The sequence below is a fragment of the Alkalicaulis satelles genome, assembly GCF_008630495.1.
GTDB classification, from domain to species: Bacteria; Pseudomonadota; Alphaproteobacteria; order Caulobacterales; family Maricaulaceae; genus Oceanicaulis; species Oceanicaulis satelles.
On the sequence record NZ_VWOJ01000004.1, the window covers coordinates 16,030 to 37,442 of the forward strand.

Annotated in this window: 25 protein-coding genes; 10 read left to right on the plus strand and 15 right to left on the minus strand. The window is 67.8% G+C overall.

What is annotated here, in order from left to right; all coding sequences use genetic code 11:
- Positions 1-19: 19 nt before the first annotated feature.
- A complete protein-coding gene (locus tag F1654_RS11650; protein ID WP_150023736.1) occupies positions 20-526 on the minus strand; it encodes a GAF domain-containing protein in 507 nt (168 codons plus the stop codon).
- 190 nt (positions 527-716) lie between these two features.
- Between F1654_RS11650 and F1654_RS11655 the strand changes: the two genes are divergently transcribed.
- Positions 717-2,894, plus strand: coding sequence for a M3 family metallopeptidase (locus F1654_RS11655; RefSeq protein ID WP_150023737.1), 2,178 nt, complete (start codon positions 717-719; stop codon positions 2,892-2,894).
- Between the two features lie 81 nt (positions 2,895-2,975).
- On the opposite strand, the gene F1654_RS11660 is transcribed toward F1654_RS11655, so the two are convergent.
- A complete protein-coding gene (locus F1654_RS11660; RefSeq protein ID WP_150023738.1) occupies positions 2,976-3,389 on the minus strand; it encodes a hypothetical protein in 414 nt (137 codons plus the stop codon).
- 108 nt (positions 3,390-3,497) lie between these two features.
- Entirely contained in the window at positions 3,498-3,836 is a 339-nt protein-coding gene (locus F1654_RS11665) for a DUF1491 family protein (protein WP_150023739.1), read from the minus strand.
- Between the two features lie 55 nt (positions 3,837-3,891).
- Between F1654_RS11665 and F1654_RS11670 the strand changes: the two genes are divergently transcribed.
- The 3 genes from F1654_RS11670 to F1654_RS11680 all read left to right on the plus strand — a co-directional run bounded on the left by F1654_RS11670 (position 3,892) and on the right by F1654_RS11680 (position 7,139).
- Positions 3,892-5,460, plus strand: a complete 1,569-nt coding sequence (locus F1654_RS11670) for a hypothetical protein (protein ID WP_150023740.1) — start codon at positions 3,892-3,894, stop codon at positions 5,458-5,460.
- Positions 5,461-5,471: 11 nt separating this feature from the next.
- Positions 5,472-6,362, plus strand: a complete 891-nt coding sequence (locus F1654_RS11675) for a hypothetical protein (protein ID WP_150023741.1) — start codon at positions 5,472-5,474, stop codon at positions 6,360-6,362.
- Between the two features lie 213 nt (positions 6,363-6,575).
- On the plus strand, positions 6,576-7,139 hold the full coding sequence (locus tag F1654_RS11680; RefSeq protein ID WP_150023742.1) for a GcrA family cell cycle regulator: 564 nt from the start codon (positions 6,576-6,578) through the stop codon (positions 7,137-7,139).
- Between the two features lie 22 nt (positions 7,140-7,161).
- Here F1654_RS11680 and F1654_RS11685 read toward each other — a convergent pair whose 3' ends face one another.
- The 3 genes from F1654_RS11685 to F1654_RS11695 are packed head-to-tail and all read right to left on the minus strand — an operon-like array spanning position 7,162 to position 10,060.
- Positions 7,162-7,980, minus strand: a complete 819-nt coding sequence (locus F1654_RS11685) for an aminotransferase class IV (protein ID WP_150023743.1) — start codon at positions 7,978-7,980, stop codon at positions 7,162-7,164.
- On the minus strand, positions 7,980-9,293 hold the full coding sequence (locus F1654_RS11690; RefSeq protein ID WP_233205266.1) for an anthranilate synthase component I family protein: 1,314 nt from the start codon (positions 9,291-9,293) through the stop codon (positions 7,980-7,982). Before F1654_RS11690 ends, F1654_RS11685 begins: the two co-directional genes overlap by 1 nt.
- Positions 9,290-10,060, minus strand: coding sequence for a tyrosine-protein phosphatase (locus tag F1654_RS11695; RefSeq protein ID WP_150023744.1), 771 nt, complete (start codon positions 10,058-10,060; stop codon positions 9,290-9,292). Before F1654_RS11695 ends, F1654_RS11690 begins: the two co-directional genes overlap by 4 nt.
- Before the next feature lie 157 nt (positions 10,061-10,217).
- Here F1654_RS11695 and F1654_RS11700 point away from each other — a divergent pair, with 157 nt between their 5' ends.
- From F1654_RS11700 to F1654_RS11710, 3 genes are read left to right on the plus strand one after another with little or no spacing between them, the layout of a single operon-like run.
- Positions 10,218-10,583 (plus strand): DMT family protein, encoded by a 366-nt coding sequence (locus F1654_RS11700; RefSeq protein WP_150023745.1) that lies wholly within the window; start codon positions 10,218-10,220, stop codon positions 10,581-10,583.
- A gap of 13 nt (positions 10,584-10,596) precedes the next feature.
- Positions 10,597-10,794 (plus strand): DUF4169 family protein, encoded by a 198-nt coding sequence (locus tag F1654_RS11705; RefSeq protein WP_150023746.1) that lies wholly within the window; start codon positions 10,597-10,599, stop codon positions 10,792-10,794.
- On the plus strand, positions 10,794-11,063 hold the full coding sequence (locus F1654_RS11710; protein WP_150023747.1) for a ribbon-helix-helix domain-containing protein: 270 nt from the start codon (positions 10,794-10,796) through the stop codon (positions 11,061-11,063). The genes F1654_RS11705 and F1654_RS11710 overlap by 1 nt, the downstream gene beginning before the upstream one ends.
- On the opposite strand, the gene lpxC is transcribed toward F1654_RS11710, so the two are convergent.
- The 8 genes from lpxC to lgt all read right to left on the minus strand — a co-directional run bounded on the left by lpxC (position 11,014) and on the right by lgt (position 18,504).
- Positions 11,014-11,916 (minus strand): UDP-3-O-acyl-N-acetylglucosamine deacetylase, encoded by a 903-nt coding sequence (lpxC, locus tag F1654_RS11715; protein ID WP_233205267.1) that lies wholly within the window; start codon positions 11,914-11,916, stop codon positions 11,014-11,016. The two genes, F1654_RS11710 and lpxC, sit on opposite strands and share 50 nt — an antisense overlap.
- A 232-nt stretch (positions 11,917-12,148) precedes the next feature.
- The gene (locus F1654_RS11720) at positions 12,149-12,451 is read right to left on the minus strand and encodes a winged helix-turn-helix domain-containing protein (protein WP_150023748.1); all 303 of its coding nucleotides are present in this window, start codon (positions 12,449-12,451) and stop codon (positions 12,149-12,151) included.
- Positions 12,451-13,089, minus strand: a complete 639-nt coding sequence (locus tag F1654_RS11725) for a hypothetical protein (protein ID WP_150023749.1) — start codon at positions 13,087-13,089, stop codon at positions 12,451-12,453. Before F1654_RS11725 ends, F1654_RS11720 begins: the two co-directional genes overlap by 1 nt.
- A 60-nt stretch (positions 13,090-13,149) precedes the next feature.
- Positions 13,150-13,557, minus strand: coding sequence for a DUF2141 domain-containing protein (locus F1654_RS11730; protein WP_150023750.1), 408 nt, complete (start codon positions 13,555-13,557; stop codon positions 13,150-13,152).
- A gap of 217 nt (positions 13,558-13,774) precedes the next feature.
- Positions 13,775-15,382 (minus strand): cell division protein FtsZ, encoded by a 1,608-nt coding sequence (ftsZ, locus tag F1654_RS11735; RefSeq protein WP_150023751.1) that lies wholly within the window; start codon positions 15,380-15,382, stop codon positions 13,775-13,777.
- Between the two features lie 162 nt (positions 15,383-15,544).
- Complete coding sequence (locus F1654_RS11740) at positions 15,545-16,384, minus strand: SDR family NAD(P)-dependent oxidoreductase (protein ID WP_150023752.1); 840 nt, start codon at positions 16,382-16,384, stop codon at positions 15,545-15,547.
- A gap of 115 nt (positions 16,385-16,499) precedes the next feature.
- A complete protein-coding gene (locus tag F1654_RS11745) occupies positions 16,500-17,642 on the minus strand; it encodes a class I SAM-dependent methyltransferase (protein ID WP_233205268.1) in 1,143 nt (380 codons plus the stop codon).
- Positions 17,643-17,652: 10 nt separating this feature from the next.
- Positions 17,653-18,504 (minus strand): prolipoprotein diacylglyceryl transferase, encoded by an 852-nt coding sequence (gene lgt, locus F1654_RS11750; protein ID WP_150023753.1) that lies wholly within the window; start codon positions 18,502-18,504, stop codon positions 17,653-17,655.
- 106 nt (positions 18,505-18,610) lie between these two features.
- Between lgt and F1654_RS11755 the strand changes: the two genes are divergently transcribed.
- The 3 genes from F1654_RS11755 to proC all read left to right on the plus strand — a co-directional run bounded on the left by F1654_RS11755 (position 18,611) and on the right by proC (position 20,383).
- Positions 18,611-18,913 carry an accessory factor UbiK family protein gene (locus F1654_RS11755; RefSeq protein WP_150023754.1) on the plus strand — a complete coding sequence of 101 codons (303 nt, stop codon included), beginning with the start codon at positions 18,611-18,613 and terminating at the stop codon, positions 18,911-18,913.
- A gap of 123 nt (positions 18,914-19,036) precedes the next feature.
- Positions 19,037-19,534 carry a type III secretion system chaperone family protein gene (locus tag F1654_RS11760; RefSeq protein ID WP_150023755.1) on the plus strand — a complete coding sequence of 166 codons (498 nt, stop codon included), beginning with the start codon at positions 19,037-19,039 and terminating at the stop codon, positions 19,532-19,534.
- Between the two features lie 6 nt (positions 19,535-19,540).
- Positions 19,541-20,383: a pyrroline-5-carboxylate reductase gene (proC, locus tag F1654_RS11765; protein ID WP_150023756.1), complete on the plus strand. Its 843-nt coding sequence runs from the start codon at positions 19,541-19,543 to the stop codon at positions 20,381-20,383.
- 19 nt (positions 20,384-20,402) lie between these two features.
- Here proC and F1654_RS11770 read toward each other — a convergent pair whose 3' ends face one another.
- Positions 20,403-21,404, minus strand: a complete 1,002-nt coding sequence (locus F1654_RS11770; RefSeq protein WP_150023757.1) for an SDR family oxidoreductase — start codon at positions 21,402-21,404, stop codon at positions 20,403-20,405.
- Positions 21,405-21,413 lie beyond the last annotated feature (9 nt).

Consider the following 21,413-nt stretch of genomic DNA (forward strand, 5'->3'; position numbering starts at 1 on the left):
CGGGGCGCCGCGCACGGTTTCAGCCCCGCGCCGGAATCAGCAGGGCGCAGATGGCCTCGAGCCCCGCGCGGTCATCCTCGTCGAACGCATCGGCTTCGGTGGAATCCACATCCAGCACGCCCGCCAGCGTGCCGTCCGGGGCGAAGACCGGCACGACAATCTCCGAGCGCGAACGGCTGTCGCAGGCGATATGGCCGGGAAACGCCTCCACATCGGGCACGATCAGCGTTTCGCCCGAGGCGGCCACGGTTCCGCACACGCCCCTGCCAAACGCGATGCGCAGGCAGCCCAGCGTGCCCTGATAGGGTCCCACCACCAGCTCGCGCGGCTTCTCCGGGTCCACCATGTAAAAGCCGGTCCAGAAAAAGCGCGGCGCGAAATTGTGCGCCAGCAGGCAGGCCGTGCTGGCCAGCCGGGCGGTGAGACTGGTTTCGCCCTCGATCACGGCGGCAAGCTCAACCTTGATGCGCTGATAGGCTTGCGCCCGGGTCTCGCCATCAGGCGCAGTGCTCATCGCTTCGGCCATAAGGGTCTCCGATAAAACGCGTTCAGGGCCACACATAGGGGCTTGCGCGCGCCTTCACACCCCCTTGCGGCGCCCGTATATTATTACATCCGCAGCGGGCGGGATTGTGCGAAAGCCCTTGCATGCCTAGAAAAGGGCGCAATGTGACAAGGCCGCGCCAAGCGGTCCAATTCATCCTAAGGGGAAGACGATGAAGACCCATCTCTATCTCGGCGCGGCCGCCGCCGCCCTCCTGCTCGCCGCCTGTGATCCGGCTGCGGACGCGCCCGCGCCCGCGCCTGGCCCCCAGGCTGAAGAGGTTGAAGCCAATGGCGCAACGCACGAGGCGCTCGCGGACAACCCGCTGCTGGCCGAGTGGAACACGCCCCATGGCGCGCCGCCCTTCAGCCAGATCCAGCCCGAGCATTTCATCCCGGCCTTCGAGGCGGCGATGGAGACTCACCGCGCCGAGATCGAGGCCATCGCCTCCAATCCCGAAGCGCCCACCTTTGAAAACACCATGCTGGCCATGGAGCTGGCCGGCGCGGATCTGGGCCGCATCTGGCGCGTGTTCGGCAATCTGACCAGCTCGGCCTCCAATGACGAGCTGGATGCGGTGCAGGCGGAGATGAGCCCGCGCCTGGCCCGCCACAGCTCGGCGATCACGCTGAACGCCGACCTGTTTGCGCGCATCGACGCCATCCATCAGAACGTTGAGCAGCTGGGCCTGACGGCGCAGCAGGCGCGCCTGGTGGAAGTCACCCACGAGAGCTTCGTGCGCTCCGGCGCCCAGCTGGAAGGCGAAGACCGCGAGCGCTTTGCCGAAATCCGCGCCGAGCTGGCCGGTCTTTACACCCGCTTCGCCCAGAACGAGCGCCGCGACAGCGAGCTGTGGACCCTGCCTCTGTCGTCTGAGGATCTGGCTGAGCTGCCGTCCGACATCGCTTCGGCGGCGCGCGCAGCCGGTCAGGCGCGTGAGCTCGACACGCCGGTGATCACCCTGTCGCGCTCCTCGGTGGAGCCCTTCCTGCAGCAATCGCCCAACCGCGCCCAGCGCGAGCAGGCCTGGCGGGCCTTCTATAATCGGGGCAATAACGCCAACGAGTTCGACAATAACGACAATATCCGCACCATCCTGGGCCTGCGCCTGGAGATGGCCAATCTTCTGGGCTTTGAAACCTTCGCCCATTACCGCGCCGCCGGCACCATGGCCGGCACGCCGGACGCCGCCATCGCGCTGATGGAGCAGGTCTGGGAGCCCGCCCGCGCGCGCGCGCTGGAGGAAAAAGCCGACATCGCCGCACTGATGGCTGAAGACGGTGTCGAAGATGACGTGATGGGCTGGGACTGGCGCTTCTATACCGAGCGCGTGCGCGCCGAGCGCTATGATCTCGACGAGGACGAGGTGCGCGCCTATCTCGATCTGGAAAACATGATCGCGGCCCAGTTCTACGTGGCCGAGCGCCTGTTCGGCGTGCGCTTCACCGAGCGCGATGATATCGAGGTCTACCATCCCGATGTGCGCGTGTGGGAGATGACCAATGCCGAGGGCGAGCATCTGGGTCTGTTCTACGGCGATTATTTCGCCCGTCAGGGCAAGCGCTCGGGCGCCTGGATGAGTTCATTCCGTCCGCAGAACGGCATCACCGGCGACACCCCGATCATCATCAATAACTGCAATTACAACAAACCCGATGAGGGCGAGCCGGCGCTGATCTCCTTCACCGACGCCACCACCTTGTTCCACGAGTTCGGCCATGGCCTGCACGGGCTGTTGTCCAACACCGAATTCCCGTCCCTGGCGGGCACCTCGGTGGACCGTGACTTCGTGGAATTCCCCGCCCAGGTCTATGAGCACTGGTTCTCCCAGCCCTACATCCTGGAGCGCTTCGCGCTGCATTATGAGACCGGCGAGCCCATGCCCGCCGAGCTGCTGGAGCGCGTGCTGGAAGCCCAGAACTTCAATGAAGGTTTCAGCACGGTGGAGTTCCTGAACTCCGGCTTCGTGGACATGGCCTATCACCTGGACACCAACCCGTCCGAAATTGACGTGGAGGCGTTCGAAACCGAAGTGCTGACCCGCTATGGCAGCCCGCAGGCCATCCCGATGCGCCACCGCTCCACCCACTTCCTGCACTCCTTCGCCGGTGAAGGATATGCGGCGGGCTATTACAGCTATATGTGGGCTGGCGTTCTGGACAATGACGGCTTTGACGCCTTCATCGAGGCGGGCGACATTTTCGATCCGGAAACGGCGGCGCGCCTGAAGGATGTCTACTCCTCGGGCAACACCATCCCGGCCATGGAGAACTTCATCAATTTCCGCGGCCGTGAACCGTCCGTGGAGCCGCTGCTGCGCAATCGCGGCTTCATCGAGGCCGAAGGCTGATCCTCAGCCCTTCGCCCTGACGCGGCGATGACATACAAGGCCCGGCCGCTTTGGCGCGCCGGGCCTTTTTTGTGGGAAAAATCAGGCGCGCAGGCGCTGGGGCGCGTGGGACCAGACCGACAGATTGACCGCGTGGCTGGAGAGCTTGCCGCCCTCCTGCAGCTCGCGCAGCTGGCTGATGGTGACCAGCGAGACCGAGGCCAGGCGCACCTGCACCTGGGCGGGCGTGCTGATATGGCGCGCGGCTACGGCCAGAAGAGCGTTGGCCTCATCGGTCTTCCAGGCCAGAAGGGCGGAGAGGAAAGCGGCCTTGTCCGGGCAGGTGCGCGCCAGCTGGGGTTCATCGAACACCGCCTCACGCACCATTTTCACCACACGCCCGACGCGCAGGGTCAACAGGGCATGCTGACCATACTCTCCAGCCAGCGGGCTTTCGAGCGCGAAGCTGCGCGCATCACCCAGATCAAAAACGACATCATTGAACAGGAATAACATCCTAGCGACACCCGCCCTGAGTGGGATGAACCATGCCCGGCAAGCTAGCGCGCGCGCGTTAAGACTTCGCCAGCGCGCCGTTTACCGGGCGTCGACCATGATGGGATTTCACCCCGCCTCAACCGGCTCGGTGAGGAAGTGGCGGCCCTGGCGGTCCTCGATCTCCACCACCCAGATGTCCGGGTCGCTGTCCATGCGCCGGGCGGCATAGGCGTCGGCTTCGGTCTCGCTGACCGGGTCGGCGCCCAGGGGCTGGCTCCATATCCGTTCGCCATCAAAGCCGCGCACCGGAGCGTAAAGCCGCGCCAGGCCATCGCGCAGCACCAGCTTGACCAGCACTGCGCCCGCATCGGGATCACCCCGGCGCGAGACATAGACATGCGCCCCGGCCCCTTCGGCGCGCCAGCGCAGCGCCTCGACCCAGAATTTTGCTTTGAGTTCGTTCATCGAACTTGATGGCCGGGCAATTGCTTAATAAAGTCTTAAATGAGGGGAGTGTTTCATGTCGATACGTCTGCGGTTTTGCGCCTTGTGGACGGGCTTGCTGTGCGCCTTCGGCCTGATGGCCGCAGCCGCAGGGGCGTCTGATACGCGTCCGGCCCGGTCCGAGGAAATGCGCCTGAACTCCATGGTCCCCGAGGCGGAAGCCATGGAGCTCAGTCCGGACGCGCGCGAACTGCGCATCCCCTTCACCATCGCGCCCGGCGCCGTGCCTGAGGGGGTGGAGCTGATCCTCAGCGCCAACCCGCTCTCGGACCGCTCCAACGGCGAGATCGAGGTGTTCGTGAACCGCTCGCGTGCGGTGGCCCTGGCCCCGCGCCCGCAGAGCTTTGAAGCGCGCTTTGCGCTCTATTCCGATACGCTGCGCGCAGGCGAGAACACGCTGGTGCTGCGCCTGAGCGAAGGCGCGCGCGATGGCTGGGCGGTCAATACGCAGGCCAGCCGGTTGCGCATCAGAACCGTGCCCGCATCGGGCTATGCCAATCTGGCCGATCTGGAAGCGGGTCTGCGCGCGCATTTCGCCGCGCCGCGCCGCGTGCATATCGATGCGGCCTCCGCTGGCCGCGATGCGTTGGCGGTTTCAGCCCTGGTCGCGCAAGGGTTGGCGCTGCGCATGGGCGAGACCCCCATTCTGGTCAATCAGGCCGAGGTGGCTGAACTGACCGTTACCGTTCAAGTGCGCGGGGGCGGCGGCTTGCCCGCCATCGACATGGCTACGCCGTCCCAATTGCGCCTGTCAGCAGGTGATGCGGGCGCGCTGATCGCTTCGGCCCGCCTGTTCGCTGCACGCTCCATGAATCTTCATGCCGTGCGCTTTGAACTGGCCGATGCGCTGGCCGCCCCCCGGCTTGAGAGCGTTGGCGCGCCCGTGCGCGCCGGTGCGGCGCTGGAGGCTTTGGCCCGGGGCGGCGCGCCTTTTGGCGCTGACCAGGGCGGACGCGCCGCCGTGGTGTTCGCATCGGATGATGAAGAGGACCGCTCCGGGGCCCTGGCCGTGGTGGCGCGCGCTGCGCTCGCCTCGGGTTCAGCCTGGCTCTATGCCTGGTATGGCGAGCGGGTGGAGGATGCGCCGGCGGGCCATGATCTGATGATCCTGGGGCCCCAGGCCGCGATTGATCCGCGCCTCATCGCGGCTGCGCCCGCCGAGGTGCGCGCCGCCGCCAGCGCTGCGGCCAATCGTGTGCCGCGCCGGCACAATTACGGTTCCACCGCGTTCGCCGACGACAGCGTGCGCAGCGCCCGGGTGACCGGTATGGCCGCGCTGTTCGAAGAGGCCAGCGGGCGCCGGGTGGCCCTGATCACCGCGCCCCAGGGCGCAGACTTCCCGCGCGCAGCCAAGCGGCTCGCCCGTTCCAGCCTGTGGACTGGGCTTGAGGGCCGCGCGGTGGTGTGGGACGCCGCCGCTGTGACCAGTTTCGGCCCCAGCGCCGCGCCGCGCTTCAGCGGTGAATGGATCAGCACCCAGATTCAGCGTCATGACCGCTGGGTGGCGCTGGGCGCGTTTTCGCTGGCGGTGCTGCTTTTGCTGATCAGTCATGGCGTAAACCGCACGTCAAGACGAAAGGCGTAAGACTGGCGGGCATGATCACGCCCGCGCTCGCCGCTCTCGCTCTTGCTTTTTCAGAAGCCCCGCCGGCCGCTCCGGCGGACTATGACGCCCTGCTGCTATTGCAGGCGGGTGATGAGGCTTGTGCGCTTCTGACACCTGTGGAGCGCGGCTATCTCGAGGCTGTGCTGGCCCAGGCGCGCGACGACGCTATTCTGGCCGGTGCAACAAGCGCTGAAATCTCGGCGCGTGCGCGCATCGAGGCGCCCGCCTGCACTGATAGCGCGCTTGAAGCGGCCGCCGCCAGCCACCGCGCACGTCTGGCGGAGCTGTCTGAGCTGAGCTGGCCGGTTTTGCCCGGGCGGTTGCGCGAATGGCGGGTGCGCCCGCCGCTCACGCAAGGACGCACAGGCTGGCGCGTCTCCCAGCCGCTGGGCGAGGCGCCGGCCATGTTCGGACTTTATGAATCGCGCACCGCCCGCGCCCCCGCGGCCGCCTGGCGATCTGACCGGATGGCGGCCCATATTGTCCTGGTCCTGCGTGATCCTGCGCGCCAGGCCGAGCCGGTGGACCGTACGGCCGGCGGCATGCGTTCGGCGCCCGGCGCAGATCCGGTCAGCGCCTGGGGGGCTTATTCCGGCGGGGAGCAGCGCTTCCTGTCCAGTGCGCGTCTGGACGCCGAGACCGCCGCACACCTGGCTCCGGCCGGCGCCGGGCAGGCCCAGGGCTTTGTGTTTCCCGACGCGGCGCTGGCGGCGCTATCCGCCCTGGAGCCGCGTGAAAGCGCGCGCCTGGACATCCGCGCGCGCGATGGCGCTCTTGCAGGCCGGTTCTGGATCGAGGCGGGCGCCTTGCGCGCCGCCCTCATGCTCGCCAGCGAGGCCGACGCCCGCCCGCAGGCCCAGCCTGTGACGCCTTCTCGCTAAGCGGACCGATATCCACCCTTCCGCTGCAAATGCGAATCAGCTTTCCACAGGTCTGAGCTGCACGCATCTTGTGCCCCGTTATCCAGCCGATACTGTATTTCGTGGCTAACCCCAACATCTAGGGATGCCGGCAAGACCGGCGCCTAGGGGTAGCGTCCCATTCCGGGGCGCGCGCCGTGATGACAGAGCGTAACAGGCGAGGAGCGCACCGCCATGGCTTGGACTGATGAACGCGTCGAAACCCTGAAAAAACTGTGGGCTGACGGGCTGAGCGCCAGTCAGATCGCCAAGCAGCTTGGCGGGGTCACCCGCAATGCCGTGATCGGCAAGGTGCACCGTCTCGGCTTGTCAGGGCGCGCCGCGCCCTCGCGCCCGGCCCGGCGTCCCGCACCGCGCCCTGCAGCTGTACGCGCCCCGCGTCCTGCAGCAGCTGCGCAAGTGAACAAGACCGCCCGCAACGGGACCGACAGAAAGGAATTGATCGCTCAGCCCGCCCCGGCCGCGCCTCCGCCTGCGCCGGTGGACGCCAAGCGTCTGGCCAATGGCGAGTACGCCACGGTGCTGACCTTGCGCGAAGGCATGTGCAAATGGCCGATCGGTGATCCGGCGGACTCCCAGTTCCGCTTTTGCGGCCATCCCACCAAGCCGGGCGCGGCCTATTGCGAGGCCCATGCCCAGCAGGCCTACCAGCCCCAGGCCAAGCGCAAGCGCAAGCCCAGTGATGACGCGCGCGCCGTGCTGGACTCGCTCCAGACCCTGCGCCGGGCGAATTTCTAGAGATGTCTGGAGCGTGTGGCGGTCAGTCCGCTGCGCGCTCCAGCGCCTTCAGGCGCACCAGCAGGGGATGGGTGGCGTCAAACGCCTGTCCGTCCAGCGCCGACACCGGCACGATCCCCATCACCGCATTGGCGATAAAGGCCGCATCGGCCTGCGCGAACGCCTTGGGTTTGACCGCTGCGCGCTCCAGCGCGATCCCCGCATCCTCACAGGCCTGATCGATGGCGGCGAGCGCCGTGCCCGGCAGGGCCGCGCTCTGCGCACCGGGGGTGAAGACCGTCTCGCCCCGGATCCAGAACACCGTCGCGCTGTCCGCGCAGGAGACGGTTCCATCGGAGGCCAGAACCAGCGCCATGTCCGCGTCTGCAGCCATGGCCAGGCGCCGGGCGTGCAGCATGTCGGCGTACTGGGTCAGCTTGTGCAGGCTGGCCAGGCTGGACGGCTCGCGCCGGGGCGCGTCCACCAGGGCCAGCGTCACGCTGTCCGGCGGCGCCAGGCGCGTCCGGGCGGTGACCAGCACCGTGCCCTCTTCGCCTGATGGTGCGGTCATGCCCGCCCCGTGGGGCCCGCGGCTGACCGTCAGGCGGATCACCGCCTCGGGCATGCCGGCGGCCAGATGCAGGGCGGCGGCCTGCACCCCGGTCCAGTCCGGCGGAGCGATCTCCAGCACCTCCAGCGCGCGCGTCAGGCGCGCACGGTGACGCGCCCAGCGGCGCAGGCGCCCGTTTTCCAGCCGGATCGTCTCGAACGCGCCATCTCCCAGAAGGAAACCGCGATCGGACACGCTCAGGCGCGCGGTATCCGCCTCTTCGAACCGGCCATTGAGCCAGACCTGGGTCATTACGCCGTCTCCACAGCCTGTTTGAGCGCGGACGCCTTGTCGCGGGTCTCGGCCAGTTCCCCGTGAGGGTCGGACCCGATAGTCACCGCGCCGCCCGAGCGCACCTCCACATCCCAGCCGGACTCGCGTCTCAGGAGAGCGGCTGTGCGGATCATGACATTGAAATCGGCCGCGCCGTCAACGCCTATCCAGCCCATGGCGCCGCAATAGGGTCCGCGGCTCTCAGCCTCGAGCTCGGCGATGATCTCCATGGCGCGGGTCTTGGGCGCGCCGGTGATGGAGCCGGGCGGGAAGCTGGCGGCGATGAGGTCGAACACATCGCGCCCGCGCGCCAGGCGCCCTTCCACGCTGGAGACCAGATGGTGGACATTGGCGAAGGCTTCCGCCTGGAATAGCGCGCCTGCGCGCACGCTGCCCGGCGCGCATACGCGCGCCAGGTCATTACGCATCAGGTCCACGATCATCAGGTTTTCCGCCCGGTCCTTGTCCGACGCCGCCAGGGCAGCGGCCTCGGCGGCGTCCTCGTCCGGTTCGGCGCGGCGCGGGCGCGTGCCCTTGACGGGCCGGGTCTCCACCCGTCCATCAGACCCCAGCGTGATGAAGCGTTCAGGCGAATTGCTGGCCACCGCCCGGTCTGTGTCCAGCCTGAGATAGGCGGCGAACGGCGCCGGGCTCGCCTGCGCCAGCCGGGCGATCAGGCGTTCGGGCGCATCCCCGCCAGCCATATGCCCGCGCCAGGGGTGGGAGAGATTGACCTGGAATACATCGCCCGCGGCCACATAGGCGCGCGCGCGCCGGACCGCCTCGAGATAGCGCGCCTCGCTCCAGACCGGCGCCAGCGCGCCGCCGGGCGCAGGCGCAGGATCATAGGAGCCGGCCTGTTCCAGGCGCCGGGCCAGGCGCCGGGCGGCGCGCGCCTCGCCGCGCACCATGACCTCCCCGGTCACATGATCGAAGCGGGCCGCGGCCGGATACCAGCCCATGGCCAGCACCGGCCAGGCCGTCAGGCCCGGGGGCAGGGGCGGAACCGCCTCGAAGGCCTGACCCAGATCATAGGAGAGCAGCCCGGCATAGCCGCCTGAAAACCCGCCGCCATCAGAGGCGCCGGGCCGGAAGCCCTTGCGCAGGCGGGCGAAGCCGCGCTGCGGATCATCATCGATTATGGTGAAGTCCGGCTCAGCGCACAGATAGCTGTAGCGCCCGCGCCCGTCCGCGCCCGAACCCATGAGCAGCAGCGTCCAGGGCTCGCCGCCGAAAGCGGCCAGGGCCGCGGGGGGCGCGATCCAGCCAGGCAGGCGCAGGGCCTCGCTCACGGGGCGATCAGCCGCGCCTTGACCGCATCCAGCGTCGCCTCACTCAGGGCCAGCTCGCCGCGCAGATAGGCGCTGACATCGCCCACGGCCTCCATGGCGGCGTCCAGATAGGCTTCTTCCACGCCCAGAAAGGCGCGCATCTCGCGGTCGCCCACGCGCTTGCCCAGATCCTTCTGGATGCGCGCCTGAACCATCGGCGCCAGCGTGTCGTAATCGACCGCGGTATTGGTCATCAGATAGTCTTCGCGCGCGGTGTCGGCGTCCACGCCCAGCTCCATCAGGAGGAAGGCGCAGAATATCCCGGTGCGGTCCTTGCCCGCCGCGCAGTGGACCACGAAACCGGCCTCGTCATCGGCTTCGGCCAGCGCCTCGAACCCGGCGCGGAACACCGCCTTGTTGCCCGGATCGAAGGGCAGGCGCTTATAGGTCTCGGTCATGAACTGGCGGATGGAGGCCAGGCTCATATCGCTTTCGCGCAGGAACACCAGATGGGGCGGCTCGGCGTGGCCGGCATGATCGCTGGCCAGCACGCGCACCGCCTCGCGCTGCACCCAGAAGCTGGGCTCCAGCTCGCGCTCACGCGGGCGGCGCAGATCGGCCACTACCTGGATATTGAGCGCATCCAGCCGGGCCTGATCGTCCGGCGTGGCGCGTGAGAACTGGCCCGACCGGTAAAGCCGGTCGGCCACATGCCCGCCATCAGCCCGGTAGGCGCCGAAGCGGCGGAAATTATGAACCCCCGACAGGGGAAGGACTCGCTGTGTCATTCCCCTGACCTAGCCCGCTGCACGCGGCGCGGCAAGCCGCAGGGCGGGGGCTGGCCGGTGCAGATCATCAGGGCGGGGCGCCGGTATATCCCTCTTGCCAGACACATGGCGCAGGCGCATGGAGCGTGAATTGACGCGCTAGCGGAGACCTTGCGCCATGCCCAGCCTGTCCTGGCCGCATATCACACCCGTCCTGCTGCTGATCGGGTCCAACTTTTTCATGACGCTGGCCTGGTACGGGCATCTCAAATACAAGCACGCGCCCATCTTGCTGGTGATCCTCATCAGCTGGTCGATCGCGTTTGTGGAATACTGCCTGGCCGTGCCGGCCAACCGCTATGGCCATGCGGTGTATTCGGCCGCCGAGCTGAAAACCATGCAGGAGGTGATCACGCTGAGCGTGTTCGTGCTGTTCTCCTGGCTGTATCTCAATGAGCCTTTAGGCGTGCGCCATCTGATCGGCTTCGGCTTGATCGCGGCGGGCGCGGCGGTGATCTTTTTCAAGCCGCCGGTTGCGGCCTGAACAAGGGGGCGTCATGACCAAACCTGTCAATCTCAACCGCTACAGGAAGGCCCGGGCGCGCGCTGACAAGGCGCGGCAGGCTGATATCAACCGCGTGACGTTCGGCTCGCCCAAGGCGCTGCGCGAGGCGCAGAAGGCGCGTGAGGAGCAGGCTGCGCGCGCGCTTGAGGGACACCGGCGTGAGGGTGGTGATGGCGAGGGAGACAACTGATGCTGCGCAAACGTTCGGTGACGCTGGCCGGCCACGCCACCTCGCTGGCGCTGGAAGAGGATTTCTGGGCGGTGCTGGATGAAGCTGCGCGCGCCGAGGGCGTATCCCTGGCCCGTCTGATCGCCCGGATTGACGAGATGCGCGCCAGACACGATCCCGACGCGCCCTTGTCGAGCGCGTGCCGGGTGTGGGTGTTGCGCCGTGTGCTGGAGGGGCCGGTCAGCCCTGAGCGCGCAGGGCCTCTGCCGTCTGGGCCTCGCGCAGATTGACCCAGCGCCAGGCGCTGGTGTCGGCCAGCAGGGCGCCCAGCGCTTTCGCATTGAGGCCATGGCCGGGCCGGCTGGCGCGGTAAAGGCCCAGAATGGGCGCGCCAGCCAGATACAGATCGCCCAGCACGTCCAGGGCCTTGTGGCGCACGAACTCGTCGGCGAAGCGCAGGCCTTCGGGATTCTCCACGCCGTTCTCGGTGAGCACGACTGAGTTTTCCAGCGAGCTCCCGCGCGCCAGGCCCGCCTTCAAAAGCGCGCCCAGATCGCGGCGGAAGCCGAAGGTGCGCGCAGGCGCAACCAGGGTGCGGAAAGTCTCGCGCGTCACCTCGAAGGCGAAGCTCTGCTTGCCGATGGACGGGTCGGAGAAATCGATCTCGATATCGATGGCCTGTTTCAGGGCGGGAATGAACCCGGCCTGACGCGCGCCGTCGGTGACGCTCACCGGCTTGAGCACCTGGATGGCGCGGCGCGGCGCAGCGCTGGTCTTCAGGCCGGCATGAAGCATCAGCTCCACAAACGGAGCGGACGAACCGTCCATGGCCGGGGCTTCGGGACCGTCGAGCTCGATGAGCACATCATCCACGCCCAGCCCGGCCAGCGCCGCCATGAGATGCTCCACCGTCGCCACCGAAGCGCCCGCGTCGTTGATGAGCGTGGTGCCCAGATCTGTGGAGCGCACAAACTCGCGCCGGGCGGGCACGCGCGTGTCGGGCAGGTCAAGATCGGTGCGGTCGAAGACAATGCCTGAGCCGACAGCGGCGGGCTTCATCACCATGCGCACGCGCGCGCCGGTATGCAGGCCGACGCCTGCGCAGACCGCCGGAGCGGCCAGTGTGGTGCGTTCCATCATCATTCCAGCCCGGTCTTTCTGTCTTCCGCTGTGCGTGATCTGCGCCCCCAGCGCATCACCCCGACGCACGGCGCCCCTCGGTGAGCCTGTCACTCTAGGGGGATGCTGCAAGTGCGCAATTAAACGATTGTTGCACCATGTTACGCGCTCAAGGCCTTGACGCGGCAAGGCAAGGTGCAAGCGCTTCGGATACGAAAAGGCGGCATGGCGTGACGCCGCGGACATGGGAAAGGCGTCAGCCGCTATCGCGAAACAGGATGGCGAGCGTGTCGAGATAGGACCGCCATGCGGCTTGCCCGGCCGGGGTCATGGACGCCCGGGTCAGGGGTTTGCCTTTCACGAAGCGTTTGTCGATCTCGACATAGCCTGCCGATTCCAGCTTTTTCAAGTGGATGGAAAGATTGCCGTTGGTTGTTTCCAGCGCCCGGGCAAGCTCGGCGAAACTCGCGCGCGGCTGCTGGGCGAGATAGGCCATCACGCCCAGGCGGATGCGCCCGTGAATGACGTCATCAAGGGCGTCTGGCCGCAAGCGCGCCATCACAGCGTCTCGTCGTCCAGCGCCGGCGGTTCGGCCGCCATGAGGCGCAGGCCTGGCGCAACCGCGATGATCAGCACAATCACGGCCAGGGCGGGATAAAGGGCCTGTGTGCCCGTGAAGGCGGGCACGGCTGCCGCCCCTGCAAAGGAGATCCAGGCGGGTATGCGCATCCAGCGCAATCCCGAGGCGGCGGCGGTCGCCAGGAAGGCCGCGCCATACAGAGCCAGAGCCACGGATGCGACAAGATCAAACATCAAGACCGGCGCGCCGCGCAGCGTCGTGGCCAGAAAGACGCCGATCACAAACAGGAAAATGCCGATACCGGCGCCAAACCAAACCTCGCGCTCAACTTGGTTGCCCACGGCTTCCTGGCCGGGCTTGCGCGCCATGCCGCGTGACAAAATGAAGGTTCCCGTCGCGCCGATAGCGCCGAACCCGACCCAGATCCAGCCCAGGGCGCCGGGCGACGCGACAAGGCCGGACGCGGCGAGGAAATGGGCGATATACGCCAGGGCGAGCAAACCGCCCCAGAACACAAGAAAGCGCCCGCCGAGCAAGGGCGCGCGCGCCGCCCGCTCGGTCATCCGCCTGACATAGGCCAGATCATCACGCGGGTCAGTCTGTTGAGTGCTGGTCATGATCGCCTCCGTATTGAAGAAAGAACCCGGACGCGCAAGGGCGCCCGGGTGAGATGGACCCTAGTCAGGATAGACCATCTGCAGCGTGACCGAAGCGCCGTCCGGGCCGACGCTGATGGCGACGTCCTCAAAGCTGGGCGCGCCCTGTCCGATCTCGCCTGACATCGCCCAGCCGTCCAGCGGGCGGCCATATGCGTCCCGGTCAAAAACGCCATTGCCGTCATCATGCCAGACAGACACGGCGTACGCGCCGGGCGGCACGTCAAAGGTGAAGTTGTGGGCGCCAGGATGTGGCGTCTGGACCATCGTGCTGGCCGCAGCCTCTTCCTGCATGAACTGGTCCTCGCTCTGCACCGAAATATAAAGCGGACCCTCCCAGCGGACCCCGTCCAGCGTGACGGTGAGCGGTGCAGCGTAGGCGGATGCGCCAAACATGGCGGCCATCGAAGCCAGAATGATGCGTTTCATGTCGAGTCCTCCTGTGGTGACGACAAACAAGTTTATAAATTAAACTTAGCAATCGCGTCAACCCATGATTTCGTCACTTGCGCGAAGGGGGCAAGCTGTTGGCGGCGCACAAAAAACCCCGCGCCTTGGCGCGGGGCTTGATGTGTGAGGCCGTCTCAATTGCTCAGAGCCTAACCCGGCCTGAGTGCGTCAGGCCGGGGGCTCCAGGCGCGCCCTGCTAATTGGCCTGGCGGCGCAGGAAGGCGGGGATTTCCAGCTCGCTCTCATCCAGGGTTTCGCCGAACAGATCGCCGCGTGGCGCCGGCGCCGGCTCGGGCGCAGGCGGGGCATGACGCACGCTGGCTGCGGGACGCGCGGCCGGCGCGTGATCGGCCGGGCGCGAGCTGAGCGGATCGCGGCGCACCGGCGCCGGGGCCGGTTTGGAGCGGCGTCCGAACATGGACATGAAGCCGCGCGGTTCGTCGCGGGGCGCGGGGGCCGCAGGGGACGGCGCTGTAGCGCGCGGCGCCGTGATTTCGCGGGCCAGGCGCTCCTGGGCTTCCAGCACCGCGGGACGGGGCGCCGGCTCAGCGTCAGCATGCGTGTCCGCCGGGGTGGCGGGAACATCGTCCCACACGCCTGCATCGCTTTCAAAGCCAGCCGCCTGGGTGTCCGGCGCGGTGTGGACCGCGGCGGGCTGGGCCGGCTCGTTCACAGGGCGCGCGGCAGGCGGGACCGCCCGCGGGGTTTCGTTGACAGCGACCGCATCGGCGGCGCGGCGCACCATCGGCTCGGCCTGACGCACCGGACGGGTCTCGCGGCCTTTCCAGGCCGGGGTGACCTCCGCCGGGCGGCGGCGCGGATCGGTCTGCTGCAAGGCTTCGCCGTCAATGCCGGTGGCCACCACCGACACGCGGATGACGCCATCCAGCGCCTCGTCGAAGGTGGAGCCCACGATGATATTGGCGTCCTCGTCCACCTCGTCGCGAATGCGGTTGGCGGCCTCGTCGACCTCGTACAGCGTCATGTCCATGCCGCCGGTGATGTTGATCAGCACGCCCTTGGCGCCCTTCATCGACACATCGTCCAGCAGCGGGTTGTTGATGGCGTTATTGGCCGCCTCGATGGCGCGCTTCTCGCCGCTGGCCTCGCCGGTGCCCATCATCGCCTTGCCCATCTCGTTCATCACGGTGCGCACATCGGCGAAGTCCAGATTGATCAGGCCGGGCATGACCATCAGGTCGGTGATCCCGCGCACGCCCGAATGCAGCACCTGGTCGGCCAGGGCGAAGGCCTCGGCGAAGGTGGTCTTCTCGGTGGCGATGCGGAACAGGTTCTGGTTGGGGATGATGATCAGCGTGTCCACATGCTGCTGCAGACGCTCAATGCCTTCCTCGGCCAGGCGCATGCGGCGCGAGCCCTCGAACTGGAACGGCTTTGTGACCACGCCCACGGTCAGGATGTTCAGCTCACGCGCCGCGCGCGCGATCACCGGCGCCGCGCCGGTGCCGGTGCCCCCGCCCATGCCGGCGGTGATGAACACCATATGGGCGCCTTGCAGCTGCTCGGTGATTTCGGCCAGGGAATCCTCGGCGGCCTGCTGGCCGACTTCCGGACGCGCCCCGGCGCCCAGCCCTTCGGTGATCCCGGCGCCCATCTGCACCCGGCGCTCGGCGCGCGAACGGGCCAGCGCCTGGGCGTCGGTATTGGCGACCGCAAAATCCACGCCTTCCAGAGCGGCGTCGATCATGTTGTTGACGGCGTTGCCGCCGGCGCCGCCGACGCCGAACACCAGGATGCGCGGCTTGAGTTCTGTCGTTTCGGGCGCGGACAGATGAAGGGGCATGGATCTCGGCTCCGGCGTGGATCGCGGCCTTAAGGCCTCATTATCCATTCACCATGCGCCGCGTTGTTTAATCGCACGTTAAGCCAAACGACGGGTGTAAAAGGTTTTTTGCAGAACGCTTCAGGAACGAAGGAGCGAGTCGCAGGCCCGTTCCCGCCAGAGTCAAGCCGGATCCACGCCGAACAGGTCGGCTAGCGGCTTGAACACCCCGCCCTCGGGATTGGGGACCTGACCGGCGGTCAGCCCGCCATCCACGCAGAAGCTCTGGCCAGTGACGAAGCGTGACGCATCACTGGCCAGATAGAGCACCGCCTCGGCGATATCGCGGCCCTGACCGGCCACGGGCAAAGGCTGCATCAGCTCGGCGATGGAGCCCATCACCGCCGCCTTGGCCTCGCTGGTTTCCTGGTCCAGGCCTAGCGCCCGCCCGAAAATCGCTGTGGCGATGAGGCCCGGCTGGATGGCGTTGACGCGCACCTTGTCGGCGGCCAGGCGCACCGCGGCCAGACGCGTCATGTGCAGCACGGCGGATTTGGCGATGGAATAGAGGATGGGCCCATAGGTGGTCCCCTCCGCCGCTACCGAACTGGTGGTGATGATGGCGCCCGATTTCTGCGCGCGCATATGCGGTTCGGCGTGCTTGATGCCGTACAGGGCGCTGGCCAGATGCAGCTGCATCACCCGGTTGAAGCTGGCCTCGTCAATGGAGGCGAAGCCCTCGTCGCGCTCGGCCGCGCCGGCATTGCTGAACAGGATGTCGATGCGCCCGAAGCGCTCCACCGCCGCGTCGATCAACGCCTTGACGTCCGCCTCGCGGGTCACGTCGGCGTGCTGGTAGACGGCGTTGGGAGAGGTTTGCGCCACGCTGGCGCCCAGCGCGTCCTGGACATCGCCGATGACCACATTGGCGCCTTCGGCCAGGAACAGCTCCACCGTGGCGCGCCCGATGCCGCTGGCCCCGCCCGTGATCACCGCCGTCTTGCCGCTCAGCCGTCCGCTCATGATACGCCTCCCATATGCTTGTTTTCGCGCAGGGGATCACGCCGGGCGGGACCGGGCAAGAGAAAAATGAACACTGTTCACTGACGCCGGGCGGCCCGGCTGCCGCGCGCACCCGTCAAGCAGCTTCGGAGGCTGGCGCGTAACGGCCGAGGCCCGGCGGGGGCGGCAGGTCCGGGGAGGCAAACGCGATCACCTTGAACAGCTCGCCCATCTCGTCCGGGTCGCACAGCCGGGCGGCCTGACGGGTGATGCGCGCGCGCCCGGCCTCGTCCTGGCCCTGGGCCAGCAGCCCGGCGCGCACATCCAGGCCGAGCCCTTTGAGGAACGCGCCCTGACCCATGACGCCGAACACTTGCAGCCCGGCTTTCAGCCCCTCTTGGGCGACGGCCTCGAAATTGACCCAGGCGGTGAGATCCGCCGCACCCGGCGCCTCGAGCGGATCGACCTTCTCATGGCGGGCGATGGCTTGCAGCGTGTCGCCGGGCTCAGCTGTGTCAGACCCGTAATCGATAAACAGGGCATAGCCCGGATGGGCGTGCAGGCGTTCGGCCAGCGCGGCGATCAGGGGCGCATCGGCCGGGCGCAGCTCCACCAGCGTCCCGTCGGGCAGATCACGCAAGGACGGGTCGATCAGATCAAGATCGGCTTGCGCCAGCGCGGTCCCCAGAACAAAGGCGAAGCGGCCGGCCTCGTCCGGGTGCATGGCTACACAGCGCTCGCGCCAGACGCCGTCCGTCTTCACCGCCTGGCGGATGGGCAGGCAGTCGAGAAATTCATTGGCCAGAAGGAGGGTGGGGCCGGGGCGAATGGCTTCCAGCCGGGGCGCCCAGCACACGGGGACCGGCGCGCCGGCCAGCGTGCGTCCCTGCACCATTTTCAGGGCCGGGCTGGCTTCCACCAGCGTGGCTTCAGCCGCTTCCACAAGGCCCGGCGCGGCGCGCAGCACCCGGGCCACATCGCTCATCATCCGGCCCGTGCCCGGTCCCAGCTCGATCAGCTGGACCGGATCGGGCGATCCCATCTGGCCCCAGCACTCCACGGCCCACAGGCCGATGAGCTCGCCGAACATCTGGCTGATTTCCGGCGCGGTGATGAAGTCGTTATGGGCGCCCAGCGGATCCTTGGTGGCGTAGAAGCCGGCCATGGGATCAAACAGCGCTTCCATCATGAAGGCGCTGACGGGCAGGGGCCCTTCGCTGGCGATGCGCGCGCGCAGGCGTTCGGCCAGCATCTCCACGGGTCTGAATTCGTCCGTCATGGCCTCAAAATCAGGCTTTTGCCGGGGGCTGGGTCAGGGCGCGCCGGATCAGCCAGGCGCCCGCCACGATCATCGGAATGCAAAGCAGCATGCCCATGGTGACATAGCCCCGCAGCGCCTCTGGCATTTGCAGGTCCGGCTCGCGCACCAGCTCCACCATGGCGCGGAACACGCCATAGCCCAGAAGGAACACGCCGGTATTGAGCCCCGGCCGGGCCAGCGAGCGAAAACGCCAGACCAGAAACACCAGAATGGCCAGCAGCACCGCGCCTTCCAGGAAGGCCTCGTAGAGCTGGCTGGGATGGCGCGGCAGGCACAGCGGGTCAGCCGCGAAGGTCATGGCCCAGGGCAGGTCCGGGGCGTGGCGGCCCCACAGCTCGCCATTGATGAAATTGGCCAGCCGCCCGAGCAGGAGCCCGATGGGGGTGGCCAGCGCCACCGCGTCCGCCACGCGCATCAGCGGCGCGTTGTGGGCGCGGGCGGTGAAATACAGCGCCAGCGCCACGCCGATCAGGCCGCCATGGAAGCTCATCCCGCCTTCGGTGATGCCGGTCACCACTCGCAGCGGCTCCTCCCAGATCATGCTGGTCTGGTAGAACAGCACAAAGCCCAAGCGCCCGCCCGCGATGACGCCCACCATAACCCATAACAGCAGGTCCTCGACAAAGCGGGTGTTGAAGGGCGCGGCCTGGGTCTTGGGCGTCAGCCCCCACAGGGCGGGGCGTTTGACCACGTGCAGCACCAGCGCATAGCCCAGAAACAGTCCGGCGATATAGGCCAGCGCATACCAGCGCAGCTCGAACCAGCCGATGGAAAACAGCACCGGATCAATAAGATCGAAGCTGGACTGACACGGCTGCATGGGCGGCTCCGGTAGGCTGGGAGGCAAGGTGCGGCGCCGCGCGCGTTGCATCAGGGCGGGGCGAGCGACTATATAGCGCCTTCATAGCAGAGCAGGCGGTGATGTCATGCAGTCTCGCACTCCCTTGTTCGCCGATTTCGCGGACCTGATGACCGACGCGTTCAGCGCCGCCCAGGCCGCCGGGGAAGAGGCGCGCGCGGTGTTCCGCGCCCAGGCCGAACGCATGGCGGGCGAGCTGGATCTGGTCAGCCGCGAGGAGTTCGAGGCATTGCGCGCCCGCGCTGACGCGGCGGATGCGCAAATCGAATCACTGATGGCCCGGCTGGCGGCGCTGGAAGCCGCAGCCCAGCCCAAACCCGCCGCGCGCAAACCGGCCGCCAAACGCAGTGCGGCAAAAAAGTCTAATTGAGCAAACACCTTGCAGCGTCCCTCAATTGCGCGGTTGCGCGTGCGTGAGCGGGCGGCTTACGGTCAGGATATGCGCGGCGCGCGCCTGACCGAGTCGCCAGCGCAGTGAGGGGGAGAGGACCACATGGATCTCAATACCCAGGAAGCAGCGGACATCTTTGATCCGCTGGAAGCCATCGAGCAGGCCGTCGCCGCCGAGCAATACCCGTATGAGCGCGACGAGCTGGAGCTGCACATGGCCGTGCCGGGCGCATGGCGCGATCACCAGATCTGGTTCGCCTACCGTCCGGAGCTGGACGTCATCCATATCTGCGCCAGCCTGGAGCTGAAAGCGCCCGACCACCGCCTGCGCGAGGTGTGCGAGCTGATCGCGCGCCTCAATGAGCGTTTGTGGATCGGCCATTTCGACGTGTGGAGCGATGACGGCTCCATCGTGTTCCGTCACGCCCTGACCCTGCCGGAAGCCGACCGGGTCTCCGAGGCCCAGGCCGCGTCCCTGATCGCGGCGGCGCGCGAGGCGGGCGAGCGCCTCTATCCGGCTTTCCACTATCTGTTGTGGAGCGGCAAGTCGCCGGCGGAAGCCGTGGCGGCGTCCATGTTCGATACAGCCGGGGAAGCCTGAACGGACATGCCAGGGACATCGGGGCTTGTCGCGCTTCTCGGCGCGGGACGTATGGGGTCGGCGCTGGCTGCAGGCTGGCTGAAGAAATCGCGCAACCAGATCGCGCCCGAGCGCCTGATCTTCGTGGATCCGCGCCCTGGCGAGGCGGCCAGAGCCCTGGCCGAACGCCACGGCGTGCGCATCGCCCCGGCGCTGGACACCGCCCAGGCGGACCAGGTGAGCGCGCTGGTGGCGGCGGTCAAACCCTCGATGACCGGCGAGGTGCTGGCGCCTCTGAACGCCATGCTGAAACCGGATGTGCTGGTGGTGTCGATCGCTGCGGGCGTGCCGCTGCGCTCGCTGAGCCGTGCGCTGCCGGGGCGCGCCATTGTGCGGGCCATGCCCAACACGCCTGGCGCCATCGGCAAGGGGATTTCAGTCAGCGTGGCCAATGAGGCCGCCGATACGCCTGAGATCCGCCAGCGCGCCGAACAGCTGCTCAAGCCCGCAGGTCCTGTGGAATGGATCGAGGACGAGCGCCTGATGGACGTGGTCACCGCCGTGTCCGGGTCCGGGCCGGCCTATGTCTTCCTGTTCACCGAAGCGCTGGCCGCCGCCGCCGAGGCCGAAGGCCTGACGCGCGAGCTGGCCCAGGAACTGGCCATCCGCACGGTGGCGGGGTCCGGCGCGCTTTTGACCAGCGGCATGGGCGACCCGGCCGAGCTGCGCCGCATGGTCACCTCGCCCAATGGCACCACCCAGGCCGGGCTCGACGCCCTGATGGGCGGCAGCGGCCTGCCGGGCCTGATCCGCAACGCGGTGGCTGCGGCGGCGAGGCGTTCACGGCAGATGGGGTCGGATTCGCTATAGCGCCGGCGTGTCTTGCCGCTCACCGCTCCAGCACGTTCCGGATCCAGGGCCCGAAGGGCGAACCGCCCAGCCAGGCGAGCTGGGCCTCCCGGCTGGCGTCATTGATGGCGAGCTGAGGCCGGACGCCCGGATGCACCGCGATGCGCAGGGGCCGCGCGCCCTGCGGCCTGGCGATCACATCTGCGATAGCGTGCGGGATGTCCATCGGATCGGTGTCGCCGCCCCCGCCGCGCGCTTCGCCCATCCCGGCGGTCAGCTCGGGATAGGCGGCCAGGGTCTCTTCCGGCGTGCGGTCACGCAGCGACGCGGCCAGCGCGCTGGCGTTATTCCAGATTTCAGTCGGGTAGCCGCCCGGCTGGATGATCGTCACATCAATGCCGTGGGGGACCAGCTCATAGGCCATCGCCTCGCTCATGGCCTCCAGCGCAAACTTGGTCGGCGAGTAATGGCCCAGGCCCGGCGCGATCACCCGGCCGAGCTGGGAGGATATTTGCACGATCAGGCCACGGCCCGCCGCGCGCATCGCCGGCAGGACGGCGCGCGCCATGCGATGGGGACCGTAGGTATTGGTCTCGAACATGAGGCGCGTCGCCTCCATGTCCTGCACCTCGACCGGACTGCCCAGCCCGATGCCGGCGTTATTGATCAGCACGTCCAGCGTTCCGCCCGTCGCCTCCAGGACAGTCGCCACGCCGCGCGCAACGCTGTCATCGGACGTGACATCGATCTCCACCACGTCGATGGCGAGCCCCTCGGCCTCGGCCAGCGCCGTCAGCTCATCAGCCTCTGGCCGGGGCAGGTTGCGCATGGACGCAAACACCCGCGCGCCCAGCCGCGCATAATATTCCGCCCCGAGCCGCCCGAAACCGGAGGACGCGCCGGTGATCAATATGGTCTGGCCTTCAAGGGAGCGCTCGCCCTCGCGCGCTGCGCCCAGGGCCGCCGGCGCTGCGCTGGCCGCGCCCATCACCGCCGCTGAACCCCCCAGCAATTGCCGCCGGTTTACGCCCTGTCTGGCCATGTCGTCGTC